The organism is uncultured Methylophaga sp. (genome assembly GCF_947259025.1).
In the GTDB taxonomy this organism is placed as follows: Bacteria; Pseudomonadota; Gammaproteobacteria; order Nitrosococcales; family Methylophagaceae; genus Methylophaga.
On record NZ_CAMYKO010000002.1, the window covers coordinates 293,735 to 307,036 of the forward strand.

The window sequence follows — 13,302 nt, forward strand, 5'->3', positions numbered from 1 at the left end:
ACTCATGTCCATTTACCTTGGTGTTAATATCGACCATATCGCCACTTTGAGACAGGCGCGCGGTACACGTTATCCGGACCCGATCCAGGCCGCGATCGAAGCCGAACAGGCCGGGGCTGACAGCATCACCTTGCATCTGCGTGAAGATCGTCGTCATATCCAGGAACGTGATGTGGCGATGCTGGCCGATATTCTGCAAACCAAGATGAACCTGGAAATGGCAGTCACCGAGGAAATGCTGACGATGGCGGAAAAATACCGGCCTGCCGATGCCTGCCTGGTGCCGGAAAAGCGCGAGGAACTGACCACCGAAGGCGGGTTGGAAGTGGCTGGTCAACTAGATAAAATCAAACAGGCCTGTCAGCGACTGGCGGCGGCCAATGTCCGGGTTTCATTGTTTATTGACCCGGAAATCAGCCAGATAGAAGCCGCGCTGGCTTGCGGCGCACCGGTGGTGGAATTGCATACCGGGCGCTATGCCGATGCCGAAACCGACGAACAGGCAGCGCGTGAGCTGGCGATCATTACCGAAGCCGCCGAACAGGCGCATGCCCGCGGTTTGCAGGTGAATGCCGGCCACGGCCTGCATTATCACAACACCCAGGCTATCGCTGCCATCCCGCAGTTGGTAGAGCTGAATATCGGCCATGCTATTGTCGCGCGCTCGGTATTCAGTGGTTTCCAGGCGGCGGTGAAAGACATGAAACAGCTGATGCAGGAAGCCCGTCGCGGATGATTTTTGGTATCGGCACTGATTTGGTTCATATCCCGCGCATGCAAAGCCTGCTGGATAAGCATGGTGATCGTATTGCAGAGCGGATCCTGAGTGAAGGCGAGTTTGCCGAGTTTAAGCTGCAAATCAAACCGGCAGCATTTCTGGCCAAGCGCTTTGCCGCCAAGGAAGCGGCTGCCAAGGCTTTGGGCACCGGTTTCCGTGACGGGCTGAGCCTGCGCCATATCGTGGTCAAAAACAATCAGCTGGGTAAGCCGGAATTAAGCTTTGAAGCGGTCGGTCAGAATTTATTAGAGACACTGAATATCGACCGCTGCCTGCTCAGTCTCAGCGATGATCAGGACTATGCCAGTGCCTACGTGATATTGGAATCTGCCTGATGAAGCCTGACGCCGTTAAAGCCTATCCCACTATCGAAAACTGCATCGGTAATACACCGCTGGTGCGGCTGCAGCGGCTGCCGGGGGAAACCAGCAATACCATTCTGGTCAAGCTGGAAGGTGATAATCCGGCGGGTTCAGTGAAAGACAGACCGGTAGCGAGCATGATCCGCAAAGCCCAGCAACGTGGCGATATCAAAGCCGGCGATACGCTGATTGAGGCGACCAGTGGTAATACCGGCATTGCGCTGGCGATGGTGGCGGCGATTCTCGGTTACCGGATGATTCTGATCATGCCGGAAAACAGCAGTGCTGAACGCCGAGCCACCATGCGTGCCTATGGCGCCGAAATTATTCTGACTGATGGCATGGAGTCGGCACGTGACCGGGCACTGGAGATGCAACAGCAGGGCAAAGGCAAAGTATTAAACCAGTTTGCCAACTTTGATAATCCGCTGGCCCATTATGAAGGCACCGGCCCTGAAATCTGGCGGGACACGGACGGACACATCACCCACTTTGTCAGTTCAATGGGCACCACCGGCACCATCATGGGGGTGTCGCGCTATCTCAAAGAGCAAAACCCGGATGTGCAGATTGTCGGTGTGCAGCCAACTGAGGGCGCCAGTATTCCGGGTATCCGCCGCTGGCCGGAGGCTTATCTGCCATCGATTTTCGAGCCACAGCGGGTGGATATGACTCTGGATGTCACCCAGAAGGAAGCCGAAGAAACCATGCGTCTTCTGGCTAGCCGTGAAGGCATTTTTGCCGGCGTTTCCTCAGGTGGTGCGTTGGCCGCGGCATTACGCCTGTCACAGCAGGTAGAAAATGCGGTGATCGTCAGCATCGTCTGTGATCGCGGTGATCGTTACCTGTCGACCGGGGTTTTCCCAGCCTGAGGGCCCGACTATGGCAAGGATAGCCACGGGCGCCCTGGTTTGTCTGATACTGCTGTGGCTGACACCCGCCCAGGCCATAGACAAAATTCACATTCAGTCAGACAACTGGCTCTATCAGGGCTTTGCCGCTGGCCAGTTTGAACTGGGCGTCAGTCTGACAGCATCTGGCTTGCAACTGGATGCCACTGCCCGGCAATTAGATTTGCCCGCCCCCTGGGGCCAACTGGAACAGGTTCATCTTCACTGCGATGAACTACGCCTGGCAGCCGCGACCTGGCAATGTGACAAAGGCCAACTACAGTTTACGCATCCCCGGCTGGGGCCGCAGCAACTTGGCTTTGCCGGTCAGGCCAATGCTGACAGGCAGCAATATCAACTTGAGCTTACCGGACTCAAGCTCGCACAGGGGCAGATGCAACTTAAAGCTGACTATCAGGCAGAGGCCTGGACCGTCGACTTAACAGCTCGTGACACTGTTTTGGCAGCATTGAATCAATGGCTGCCTCTTTTCCTGAGTGAATCACAGCGTGCCTTACTGGCTGAATGGGACTACCAGGGCAAGGTGTCGTTGAATGCCAACGTCTCTGGCAGAGCTTCGCAGCTCGCTGAGCTGACTTTGGACTGGCAACTGGATGCGCTCAGCTTCAGCAACCAGAGCGCCACCCAAATTGCTGAAGATCTGTCCGTAACAGGACAGCTTGATGCCCGCATGAAGCAAAACCAATGGCAATGGCAGGCCAATCTCAAAAGCGATAGCGGTCAGGCTTACAGCGAGCCGATATTTCTGGATTTAATGCAGCATCCTGTGTCGCTGTCAGGCAAAGGCGAGATCTCAGCCGACTTTGATGCACTGAGAGTGGTTGAGCTGCAGTTTGATCAGCAGTCGGTGTTATCGGGCAATCTGAGTCTGAACTGGCAGCAGGGCGGCTTGACCGACTTCAAACTGGCAAGCGAAGCGATTGATTTAAGCAAGCTTTACCCGGTCTGGCTGCAACCCTTTGCCCTGGGCACGGCGGCCGCAAAAATGCAGCTTGAGGGGCAGGCTGCAGTGAACATTGACTGGCAGCAGGGTGATTACCAGTTACAACTGGCGGTGGATGAGCTGTCGCTTAAAGACGAGACAGAGAAGTTCAGCCTGCAAAACCTCAATGGCAAATTGGCCTGGACTAACACCGACAATGCCATGTCCAGCAAGCTGAACTGGTCCCGGGCAAAACTTTATGCGTTGGATCTGGGGGCGGCGGGCATTGCTGCTGAGAGTCGCAATAACGGTCTGACATTGACTGAGGGCCTGGACCTGCCGGTGCTGGACGGTTCGCTGCAGGTCAATGCCTTTGAGCTGCAGCGAAAAGCGGATGGGCATGTCGACTGGCAGTTTGATGGTCTGCTGACGCCGATTTCAATGGAGAGCCTCAGTGCGGCGCTGGAGTGGCCGCCATTACACGGCAAACTGTCGGGCATCATTCCCAGGGTCAGTTACAGCGGTCAACAGCTGACCATCGATGGGGCTTTGCAGATGAAGATCTTTGATGGCACCACGGTGATTCGTGATCTGCGTTTGACCTCACCGCTGGGTAGATTGCCACAGCTTTATGCCAATATTGATATCAGCGACCTGGATCTGGGGCTGTTAACCCGGACTTTTGATTTTGGCTTGATCAGCGGCCGCCTTGAGGGCTATGTGCATGGGCTGCGATTATCCAATTGGCGGCCGGTGCAGTTTGATGCCCGCCTGCAGACGCCTGAGGACAATCCGGGTAAAAGACGCATCAGTCAGAGAGCTGTCGATAACCTGACTGAAATTGGCGGTGGTGCCAGCGGTATGCTGTCACGCAGTTTTCTGGGTTTTTTTGAGGACTTTTCCTACCAGAAACTGGGCCTTGCCTGCCGTCTGCAAAATGAGATGTGTCTGATGTCCGGCGTTGGCGAAGCAGAACAGGGCTATTATATTGTCAAAGGAGGAGGTGGTCTGCCGCCCTGGATCAATGTAATCGGCTATACTCAACGCGTTGACTGGGCGGATCTGATTGCCAGGTTATTGGCGGTGCGTGACAGTTCAGGGCCGGTGATTGAATAAAAGGAGACAACAATGAAGTTATTAAAATGGCTGACAGGTTCGGTATCAGGGTTGATGCTGGTGTCCTGCGTGACGATTAATATTTATTTCCCGGCAGCGGCCGCGGAAAAAGCCGCCGACCGGATTATCGAGGATGTCTGGGGGCCGGAAACACAGCCACAATCAGACCCTGAAGCCACGCCCGAGCCACAGGAGTCTTCCGCCTCACCGTCAGCTTCAGGTCTGGCGCTGCAGGTGCTGGACTGGCTGGTGCCACAGGCTGCAGCCGCCGAGGCCAACATTAATATCAACTCGCCGGCCATTAATGCACTGAAATCGGCCATGAAGTCACGTCATAACCAGCTTGAAGCCTTCTATAACAGTGGCGCGGTGGGGCTGACTGATGACGGTCTGATTACCGTGCGTGATGCCAAGGCGATTGGCCTGAAAGACCGCAACAAGGTGAATGGACTGGTGGCGGAGGAAAACAAGGATCGTAAAGCGCTTTATGCCGAAATCGCCCGCGCCAATGGTCATCCCGAATGGGAAAATGATATCCGTGATACCTTTGCCAAACGCTGGATCAGCAACGCGGCCAAGGGCTGGTGGTATCAGCAGGGCGGCAGCTGGAAACAAAAATAAGCCCGTCTTTCATTTATAATATTGAAGTCCAGTGGCGCTTTTGCGTCACTGGACTTTTTCGTTTCAGAGTTTAAGAGCACAACATGGCAAGACGCAGGCGCAGACAGAAGCTGCCACCGGAACCGGTGAGAGCAACAATCGAATCTTTATCTCACGATGGCCGGGGCATTGCCCGGATTGACGGCAAAACCGTCTTTGTTGACGGCGCGCTGGCCGGTGAAGAGGTTTCCTTCCAGTACTCGCGCCTGCATAAAAGCTATGATGAAGGTCGCACTACGCAAGTCCATCAATCTGCCGCAGACCGGGTCGATCCTAAATGTCAGCACTTTGGCGTCTGCGGTGGCTGCAGCCTGATGCATATGGCGCCAGAGGCCCAGCTTGCCCATAAGCAGGCTACACTGGCAGAGCATTTCACGCATTTTGGCAGCCTGACACCACAAACCTGGCTGCCGCCTCTGACCGGGCCATTGTGGGGCTATCGGCGTAAAGCGCGGCTGGGCGTGAAGTATGTCACTAAAAAAGAGCAGGTGCTGGTAGGCTTTCGCGAAAAAGCCTCACCCTTTATCGCTTTGCTCAATCAGTGTGAGGTGCTGGATCCGCGGGTTGGTATGCGGCTGGGAGAACTGGGCGAGATGATTGCCGGGCTCGATGCCTATAACCGCATCGCCCAGATCGAGGTGGCGATGGATGATGAGCACGTGGCACTGGTGTTTCGTAACCTCGATCCTTTGTCCGATGCCGATAAACAACAGCTGATTGACTATGGTCAGCAACATAATCTGTGGATGTATCAGCAGCCCGGCGGTCCCGATACGGTGTCACCATTATGGCCGCAACGACCACAGCTGTCTTATGCACCGGAAGATGGACTGACGCTGAATTTTGATCCCAGTGACTTTACCCAGGTGAATGCCGGGATTAATGAAAAAATGATTCAGCGGGCGCTGGCGCTACTCGATGTTCAGCCTGAAGACCGCATTCTGGATCTGTTCTGCGGGCTGGGTAATTTCACTTTGCCGCTGGCAAGGCGGGTAGCCGAAGTAGTCGGGGTTGAAGGCGACCAGGCACTGGTCAGACATGCCAATAATAATGCCGCACTGAACCAGCTCAACAATGCCGAATTTGAGCAGGCCGACCTGACCCAGACTGAACTCAAGGACTACCCCTGGGCGCAAAAAGGCTTTAACAAAATTCTGCTGGATCCGCCTCGCAGTGGCGCTTTTGAAGTCTTGCACCAGCTTGCCGAACTGGGTGCGGAGAGACTGGTTTATGTGTCCTGTAATCCGGCAACGCTGGCGCGGGATGCCGGCGAACTGGTCAATCAGCACGGCTACACCATGGAAGCGGCCGGTATTATGGATATGTTCCCGCATACCACCCATGTCGAATCGATTGCGGTATTCACTAAACAGCGCTGATGGCTGATAACCCTTTACTTAAGGATCAGCTGGGACCGGCTGCGGTCAGGCAACTGGCAGCGCGGCTGCAAACAGCCTGGCCGGTCTTTGAACAGCAGGGGTTTATCAATCAGGCCTGTCATCAGTTAGAGTCACTGGAACTCAAGGCCAGGGTGAGCCATATCATCAATACACTGGCAGTGTTTCTGCCTGCCGGCTTTTGTGAAACGGCGCGAATTCTGGATCGGGTGGCCAGCGACTGGCCCTGTGATCCCGAGCGCAACTGGAGCAGTTTTACCGCCTGGCCTTTGATTGATTATGTCAGTGTTTACGGACTGGACTATCCCCAGCGTTCCTTTGACTTACTGGAAAAGATGACGTCGCTGTTTACCGCCGAGTTCGCCATTCGGCCCTTTCTCGACAGGCACTTCGCCCTCACCCATCAGCAATTACTGCACTGGACGCAACATGACAGTGAGCATGTGCGGCGATTGGCAACAGAGGGCATACGTCCGCGTTTGCCCTGGGCCCGGCAGATTAAGACGTTGCGTGATGACCCTGCAGCCATCTGGCCGATTGTGGAGCCATTGAAGGCTGACCCCAGCCTCTATGTAAGGCATTCAGTGGCCAATAATCTGAACGATATCAGTAAAGATCATCCGCAGGCGGTACTGACAATCTGCCGCCAGTGGCAACAGGGCAGTGATGAAAAAACCGACTGGGTGATGCGCCACGGTCTCAGAACGCTGGTCAAAAGCGGTCATCCTGAGGTGTATGCCTTATTGGGGTTCACCGAGCAGCCGATACTGAAAAAGGCGGATTTTCGCCTTGCTGATTCAGTGATAAAAGTCGGTGAGAAGCTGAGCCTGACGATGGCGATTGAGACTCAAGACCAAGCCCGCCTGGTGCTGGACTACCGCATCGGTTTTGTCCGCGCCAACGGCAAACCGGGCTGGAAAGTATTCAAGTGGAAAAATATTGACACGCAGGGCGGACAGACACTGACCATACAGAAAAGTCATGCCTTTATGCCGCTGGCAACACGGCAATATTACCCCGGCCGTCACCAAATTGAATGTCTGATCAACGGCCGGGTAGTGGCCAAAGCGGCGTTTTTTCTTGAGCTAGCCTGAACGCTTACGACATGACCATGCCGTAGACGACCAGCAGAATAAACGCGACTGATAAAACACAGATGATTTCAGCAAAGTGTTCGCTGAAGAGTTCTTCCAATTTATCCATCATGCACCTCCTGTTTGGTGATTGAACGATAAGCAACAAAGCTGTGTTGATTATCGAGCTTGTCCCGGTGGTGAGCATTGATTTGGATCAATTTGTTGTTGTTAATTAAAAAATTACGCCCATAAAAAAAGCCAGTCAAGTGACTGGCTTTTTGATGTAGTGTGTCAGTGGATTCAATCAGGCGTTGTAAAGGCCGAAAGCGACCAGTGCCAGCCAGAAAGCCACAAAACTGAGGATAATGTGGGGAAATTTTTCCACCAACAGTGCATCAATTTTTTTCAACATGTTTCTATCTCGTAGTTAACAGGTTAAACAATTATTTTTATTCTGGCGGCAGAAGATAGCAGGTCTTGATTATTTACGCCAGCTTGTCGTCAGCCACATGATATTGCGGATCTTCCATCACATTGACTTCGATCAGGTCGGCAGCATTATCCAGCAACTCTTTGCACTCTTTACTGAGGTGTCTCAGATGCAGCGTTTTACCTGCCTTGATATAACGTTCGGCCAGGCTGTCGATGGCTTCGATCGCGGAATGGTCGTAAACCCGAGAGTTCTGGAAATCGAGAATAATATCGTCAGCCTCATCATTTTTAGGGTCGAACATTTCACTGAAATTGCGCACTGAACTGAAAAACAACGGGCCGTTCAGCTCGTGGACAATCGAACCTTCTTTATTACGATAGCTGTTGATGTAGATGTGTTTGGCATGCTGCCAAGCAAATACCAAGGCTGACAAAACGATACCCACCATCACCGCAATGGCCAGATCGGTAAAGACGGTGATCACCGCTACCGAAATGCCGATAATGGTGTCGGGCAGGGGAATACGACCCAGCAGGCGGAAGCTGGCCCATTCAAAGGTACCCAGTACGACCATGAACATGACACCGGTCAGCGCTGCAATCGGAATGATCTCGATCAGCGGAGAGGCAAACAGGATAAAACAGAGCAGGAATAAGGCGGCTGACAGGCCTGATAAACGGCCGCGGCCACCGGAGTTGATATTGATCATGCTCTGACCAATCATGGCGCAGCCACCCATACCGCCAAAAAAGCCGGTCACGGTGTTGGCGACGCCCTGACCCACGCATTCCTTGTTGGGACGACCGGTAGTTTCGGTAATTTCATCAATCAGGGTTAATGTCAGCAAGGACTCGATCAGGCCGATAAACGCCAGTACAAACGCATAAGGCGCGATAATAGTCAGCGTTTCCCAGTTCAGCGGCACCATGGGAATGCTGAATTCGGGGAAGCCACCGGCAATGGATGCGACATCACCGACCGTGCGGCTGTCCAGCCCCAGGAAGATGACCAGCAGCGTCACGACAATAATGGCCGCCAGTGACGATGGAATTGCCTTGGTCAGCTTAGGCAGGAAGTGACTGATAAACATGGTCAATGCCACCAGACCCAGCATCCACCACAGCGCACTACCGCTCAACCACTGTTCTTCACCGTTACTGCCGGTGACCTTGAATGACTCCAGCTGTGCCAGAAAAATCACCATGGCCAGGCCGTTAACAAAGCCCAGCATCACCGGCAACGGCACCATGCGGATAAACTTACCCAGGTGGAATACCCCGGCGAGGATCTGCAATATCCCCATCAACACCACGGTCGCAAACAGGTACTCCACACCATGCTGGGCGACCAAAGCCACCATGACCACGGCGAGAGCCCCGGTAGCGCCGGAAATCATGCCTGGCCGCCCCCCGATAGCAGCTGTGATCAGGCCCACCAGAAAAGCGGCATACAGCCCGACCAACGGTTCAACGCCGGCTACAAAAGCAAAAGCCACGGCTTCCGGTACCAGCGCCAGGGCCACGGTCAGGCCGGACAAGACATCGTTTTTAATATTCTGTGGTCGTTTCAATAACAGATTGAACATGCAATACCTTTTTCACGGGACAGCGGTGCCGGTGGCAGCTGCCGATATGATTAGCGTTTTGAAGGAGGAGTCAGGCCGCCGCGAGGGAGTCGCCAGCGTCCGTAAAAAGACGCTGATTATCCACGAAAGCCGGCTTCAAGTCCAGTCTGAATAAGAAATAGTGCCTTAATAACAAAGACTTATTTTTGTGTTTGGGATAAGTGAGCAGCGATTGGAAAATTCGCTTGTTTAATGGTGAAAAGTTCTCTATATTTTCTCTTCTCACTATTTTCTCAGACAAGGAATGGGATCATGCTGACTGAACGTGAACAACACACATTGGATTTTATTCGTCATTACATTGATGAACACGGACGTTCACCACTGGTCTCGGAAATTGCCGACGGGCTGGGGATCAGCTCGCAGGGCACCACCCACCGCTATATTCAGGCGCTGGTCGATGCCGGTTTGCTGGAGCGACATGTTGGACGCACCCGCGGGCTCCGCCTGACCGAACAGGCTCAGCCCGAAGCTTTGGGTCCGCTGACTTTGCCGGTCATGGGCAAGATTGCTGCCGGGCGGCTGATTGAAGCGGTCGCCGATGAGTCGGAAATTGATCTGGGCGATATGTTCACCGGCAAAGATCGCTTTGTGCTGAAGGTGAATGGCGACTCCATGATCGACAAAGCCATTATGTCGGGCGATTACGTGGTGGTGCAGTCACAGTCGACCGCCCGCCACGGTGATATTGTGGTGGCGCTGGTCGATGGCTTTGATGCCACCCTGAAAACCCTGCTGCTCAATGATGATGGCACCATCACTCTGATGCCGGCCAATATCGATTATGAGCCGGTGACGCTGCCTGCCGACCGGATCCGGATTCAGGGCGTCGTCGTGGGTCAGTTGAGAACCTACCCGTAAACCGTGAAACCGGATCGGCAACAACCCTGGGAGCGGCTGATTGCGTTGGTTGATATGAACTGCTTTTTTGCCCAGATCGAGCAGCAGGATTATCCATTCTGGCGCAACCGGCCGGTGGCGGTGACCAACGGCAAGCTGGGCAGCACCATTATTACCGCTTCCTACGAGGCCAGAAGTGTCGGTATTCATACCGGCATGCATTTGAAGGAAGCACGCCAGCTGTGTCCGGCGCTGATTCAGGCACCGAGTCGGCCTTATCGTTATGCTGCGGTGTCGTCCAGGATCATGGCTGCACTGCAGCACATCACACCGGATGTAGAAGTTTATTCAGTTGACGAGGCCTTTCTGGATGTCACCGCTTGTCAGCAGCTACATGGCAGTCCGCTGCAGATTGGTCAGTTGATTAAAAGCACGGTCAGTGAGGCTTCAGGGCTGACCTGCAGCGTAGGCCTGAGCGGTGACAAGACCACCGCCAAATTTGCTGCCAAGCTGGAAAAGCCGGATGGTCTGACCCTGATCGCGCCGTGGCAGGCAGAGGCGCGTCTGGCCAATGAGCCGGTGACGGCATTGAGTGGCATCAGTGAGGGAATCAGCCGGTTTCTATCACGCTATGGCATTGAGCGCTGTGGGGATATGAAAAAAGTGCCGATGAGTCTGATCGCCAAACGATTCGGTCATCCGGGACGGCGTATCTGGCTGATGGCACAGGGACGTGACCCGGAGCCGGTGATTATTAATGTTAAAGATCCCAAAACGATAGGCCACGGCAAGGTCATGCCACCGGGGACCGCTGACAAGCAGACGGTGTTGACCTATTTTCAGCATATGTCGGAAAAAGTCGGTAGCCGACTGCGTAAGCATGGATTCCAGTCAGACCGTTTTTTTATTGGTATCAAAACCCGGCGTCAGGGCTGGCTGGCCACCAAAATCAAACTGGCTCAGGCTACTGATGACGGTGGCCTGATTTATGATTTGTGCCGCCGTTTTGTCAATGACTGCTTTGCCGGTGAAGACAGTCGCCAGGTTCAGGTGACCGCATTAAACCCGACCCTGGGACGTCAGGCGGATTTATTTATTGATAACCATGAACAGCACAAACGTCATGCACTGAATAATACCGTGGATCAGATTAACGAGCGTTTCGGTGAGTTCACCGTCGCGCCCAGCCGGGTGATAGGACGCAGTGAAATGCCCAATGTGATTGCCCCGGCCTGGAAACCGAGTGGACACAGGAAGACGATTTAAATGTGTGGCGGTGTTTATTTCAAACACGGCGACGCGGTGATGCGGATGTTTTTTCCCAATCCCAAGGCTGTGCTGCCGATATTACTGCAGGATGGCAATATCCAGTTGCTTGCCTGGGGCCGACGTCAGAAACAACAGGGCCGCCTGCCGGCCACTGGCTGGGCGCAACTGGATGCGATTTACTCGGGCCGCTGGGACAAATTTTTTCCTATCCCGGTCAAGATTCCGGTGCTGAGCTTTATGGAAAAGGATCTGGAAGGCCAAACCCACTGGTATGACCTGCAGAAAGGGCAGTTCATTCAGGGGCTGATTGCCCGTGATCACAATGAAAGACGGGTTTATGTGGTGACGATTCAGCCGGAACTGGAAGATGCTCAGATCCACAGTCGCTGGCCGCGTGTGGTGCAGGCCGGAGAGAAAACCTTCGATCCCCAGGGTTAACTGCTCAGTACCCGGCTGTGAAGGCGGGTCTGGGTACAGTTGCCACCGTCTTTTTTTGCTTGCACAACGTGACGCTGGGCGGTGGCCAGCATGTCGAGTACGCCGTAGTTGTCGTTTTTCACCGGTGAATAAGTGGTATGTCCGATGCTGACAGTGGCGTAACGTCCGGTGGGTGAGTGGGGATGAAAAATTTCCAGGGCGGCGACGGCTTTTTGCAGCCGGGTAGCCAGTTGTTTGCTCTGGCGGAATGTCATCTGCGACGTGATAGCCATGATCTGCTTGCGATTGAAGCGTGCAATGTAGTCGGTTTCGCGGTGAAACTGTTGCCCGATGGTATTGAGAATTTTCTCAAAGCAGACCGATTTGTTTTCCAGCAGGGAGAACTTGTCGACATCGATAATAAACATGGATACCGAAAATTCACCGGTCACGGCATGCCGCCAGTGATCGATGAGATGCTCCAGCAGTCCGGTCTGATCAATCAGAATGTCATCAGTTGCTGCTGCTTCTTGGCTTTGAGTATCCATGGTTCATCATAGTTTGTCCCTACCAGTTCCATCATAGCAGGACTGGAACCGGCAGGGCTCAGGTCAGGATTACTTGTGGTCGCGCTGATAATAATAATTGGTCGCTTCCACAAAACCGTCGATGCTGCCGCAATCAAAGCGATGGCCTTTGAATTTGAGTGCCAGCACCCGCTTTTCCTGGGCCATAGCGCGGATAGCATCGGTGATCTGCACTTCGCCATTGGTGCCCGGCGGCGTATTGCGGATGTAATCGAAAATATCCGGCGTCAGCACGTAACGGCCAATGATGCCCATGCTGCTGGGGGCGTCTTCGGGTTTGGGTTTTTCCACCATATCGTCCACTTCAAACACGCCGTCTTCGATTTCACGGCCGGAAATCACCCCGTAGCTGCTGATGTTGTCGCCCGGCACCTCTTCAATGGCGATAACACTGCAGTTGTATTTTTCGTACAACTCAACCAGCTGACCCAGCGCACGCTTACCTTCCGTGCCTTCCGGGTGGGCGCACAGGTCATCGGCAAGAATAACGGCAAAAGGCTCATCACCGATAATCGGTTCACCGGTCAGAATCGCATGACCCAGACCCAGCATGGCGCGCTGGCGGATAAAGATGAAGTCAGAGTTATCCATCACATTGCGGATATCTTCCAGATAGGATTCCTTGCTGGAGCCTTTGATCTCCTGTTCCAGCTCGTAGCTGGTATCGAAATGATCGGCAATGGCGCGTTTACCTCGGCCGGTAATAAAGCCGCATTCGGTGGCGCCGGCTTCAACGGCTTCTTCCACACCGTATTGAATCAGGGGCTTATTGACGATGGGCAACATTTCCTTGGGCATGGCCTTGGTGGCCGGCAGGAAGCGGGTGCCGTAACCGGCAACCGGAAACAGGCATTTGCGAATTGGTTTAACTTCAGACATGCAATTTTCCTTTTTGAAGCATCAGGAGCTT

Annotated in this window: 13 protein-coding genes; 10 read left to right on the forward strand and 3 right to left on the reverse strand. The window is 53.8% G+C overall.

What is annotated here, in order from left to right; genetic code table 11:
• Positions 1 to 4 precede the first annotated feature (4 nt).
• From pdxJ to Q0X64_RS02595, 7 genes are all read left to right on the forward strand, one after another.
• Positions 5 to 736 (forward strand): pyridoxine 5'-phosphate synthase, encoded by a 732-nt coding sequence (gene pdxJ / locus Q0X64_RS02565; RefSeq protein ID WP_297808660.1) that lies wholly within the window; start codon positions 5 to 7, stop codon positions 734 to 736.
• Positions 733 to 1,113, forward strand: a complete 381-nt coding sequence (gene acpS / locus Q0X64_RS02570) for a holo-ACP synthase (RefSeq protein ID WP_297808662.1) — start codon at positions 733 to 735, stop codon at positions 1,111 to 1,113. Before pdxJ ends, acpS begins: the two co-directional genes overlap by 4 nt.
• Complete coding sequence (gene cysM / locus Q0X64_RS02575) at positions 1,113 to 2,012, forward strand: cysteine synthase CysM (protein ID WP_297808665.1); 900 nt, start codon at positions 1,113 to 1,115, stop codon at positions 2,010 to 2,012. The genes acpS and cysM overlap by 1 nt, the downstream gene beginning before the upstream one ends.
• 10 nt (positions 2,013 to 2,022) lie before the next feature.
• Positions 2,023 to 4,089 carry a hypothetical protein gene (locus Q0X64_RS02580; RefSeq protein WP_297808668.1) on the forward strand — a complete coding sequence of 689 codons (2,067 nt, stop codon included), beginning with the start codon at positions 2,023 to 2,025 and terminating at the stop codon, positions 4,087 to 4,089.
• A gap of 12 nt (positions 4,090 to 4,101) precedes the next feature.
• A complete protein-coding gene (locus Q0X64_RS02585; RefSeq protein ID WP_297808669.1) occupies positions 4,102 to 4,710 on the forward strand; it encodes a YdbL family protein in 609 nt (202 codons plus the stop codon).
• Positions 4,711 to 4,793: 83 nt separating this feature from the next.
• On the forward strand, positions 4,794 to 6,128 hold the full coding sequence (gene rlmD, locus Q0X64_RS02590; protein ID WP_297808672.1) for a 23S rRNA (uracil(1939)-C(5))-methyltransferase RlmD: 1,335 nt from the start codon (positions 4,794 to 4,796) through the stop codon (positions 6,126 to 6,128).
• On the forward strand, positions 6,128 to 7,240 hold the full coding sequence (locus tag Q0X64_RS02595) for a DNA alkylation repair protein (RefSeq protein ID WP_297808675.1): 1,113 nt from the start codon (positions 6,128 to 6,130) through the stop codon (positions 7,238 to 7,240). Before rlmD ends, Q0X64_RS02595 begins: the two co-directional genes overlap by 1 nt.
• A 467-nt stretch (positions 7,241 to 7,707) precedes the next feature.
• On the opposite strand, the gene Q0X64_RS02600 is transcribed toward Q0X64_RS02595, so the two are convergent.
• Positions 7,708 to 9,240, reverse strand: a complete 1,533-nt coding sequence (locus tag Q0X64_RS02600) for a SulP family inorganic anion transporter (protein WP_297808678.1) — start codon at positions 9,238 to 9,240, stop codon at positions 7,708 to 7,710.
• A gap of 291 nt (positions 9,241 to 9,531) precedes the next feature.
• On the opposite strand from Q0X64_RS02600, the gene lexA reads away from it, so the two are divergent.
• Genes lexA through Q0X64_RS02615 form a run of 3 tightly spaced genes read left to right on the forward strand, consistent with a single transcriptional unit; the run spans position 9,532 to position 11,826 of the window.
• Positions 9,532 to 10,140 (forward strand): transcriptional repressor LexA, encoded by a 609-nt coding sequence (gene lexA / locus Q0X64_RS02605; RefSeq protein ID WP_297808680.1) that lies wholly within the window; start codon positions 9,532 to 9,534, stop codon positions 10,138 to 10,140.
• Between the two features lie 3 nt (positions 10,141 to 10,143).
• Complete coding sequence (locus Q0X64_RS02610) at positions 10,144 to 11,385, forward strand: DNA polymerase IV (protein WP_297808683.1); 1,242 nt, start codon at positions 10,144 to 10,146, stop codon at positions 11,383 to 11,385.
• Positions 11,386 to 11,826, forward strand: a complete 441-nt coding sequence (locus Q0X64_RS02615) for a hypothetical protein (RefSeq protein ID WP_297808687.1) — start codon at positions 11,386 to 11,388, stop codon at positions 11,824 to 11,826.
• Here Q0X64_RS02615 and Q0X64_RS02620 read toward each other — a convergent pair.
• Together Q0X64_RS02620 and galU are read right to left on the reverse strand one after the other, a co-directional pair.
• On the reverse strand, positions 11,823 to 12,353 hold the full coding sequence (locus Q0X64_RS02620) for a diguanylate cyclase (protein ID WP_297808689.1): 531 nt from the start codon (positions 12,351 to 12,353) through the stop codon (positions 11,823 to 11,825). The genes Q0X64_RS02615 and Q0X64_RS02620 overlap by 4 nt on opposite strands.
• A gap of 69 nt (positions 12,354 to 12,422) precedes the next feature.
• Positions 12,423 to 13,271 carry a UTP--glucose-1-phosphate uridylyltransferase GalU gene (galU, locus tag Q0X64_RS02625; protein ID WP_297808691.1) on the reverse strand — a complete coding sequence of 283 codons (849 nt, stop codon included), beginning with the start codon at positions 13,269 to 13,271 and terminating at the stop codon, positions 12,423 to 12,425.
• Between the last annotated feature and the right edge of the window lie 31 nt (positions 13,272 to 13,302).